The organism is Candidatus Infernicultor aquiphilus (genome assembly GCF_002784285.1).
GTDB lineage: Bacteria > Atribacterota > Phoenicimicrobiia > Phoenicimicrobiales > Phoenicimicrobiaceae > Infernicultor > Infernicultor aquiphilus.
Map to the genome: position 1 here is coordinate 1 of NZ_PFKO01000235.1, position 497 is coordinate 497.

The following is a 497-nucleotide window of genomic DNA, read 5'->3' on the forward strand; positions in this document are numbered from 1 at the left end:
ATTTTAGGGAGTAAGAGAATATTCTTTTGCATGAAAACGGAAGAAAAACCAACTCTTACAGAAACACTCTATACGGACTTGCGAAGGAAGGTGGAGCAAGCAAGCGAGAAGCGAAAAATAGTGTATTTTGTTAGTGTAATCGTTTTTGTGATTTTTCTTTTCTGCGCCGTAGTTCTTATTTGTATTGTTGATCCCAAAGGGGCACTAAGATCTTTTTCCGGTGCCGGAGTACTCGCTTTTATTGTGTTATACATGATAGTGTTCTATCCAACATTTAGGCGTACAGAGAGAAGATTAATAAAGGAAAAAATAGAAAGTTTACCTCACCCTGTTGTTCGCTGCCCCTACTGCCAATCAACCTTTCAACTCACATCAACCAATTGTCGATTGCCCTTAATTACAGAACCTAATGCGTTCCTCACGGTCAAATGCCAATACTGTAATAAGAAAAGCTCATTAAGAACATAATTCGGAGTCCCGCTTTACGACTATAATAG

At 38.6% G+C, this 497-nt stretch carries 1 protein-coding gene; it reads left to right on the forward strand.

The genetic code is table 11. The features are described from left to right. A partial coding sequence (locus COZ07_RS06340; RefSeq protein WP_406607730.1) for a hypothetical protein occupies positions 1-468 on the forward strand: 468 nt, incomplete at its 5' end. Positions 469-497: the final 29 nt, after the last annotated feature.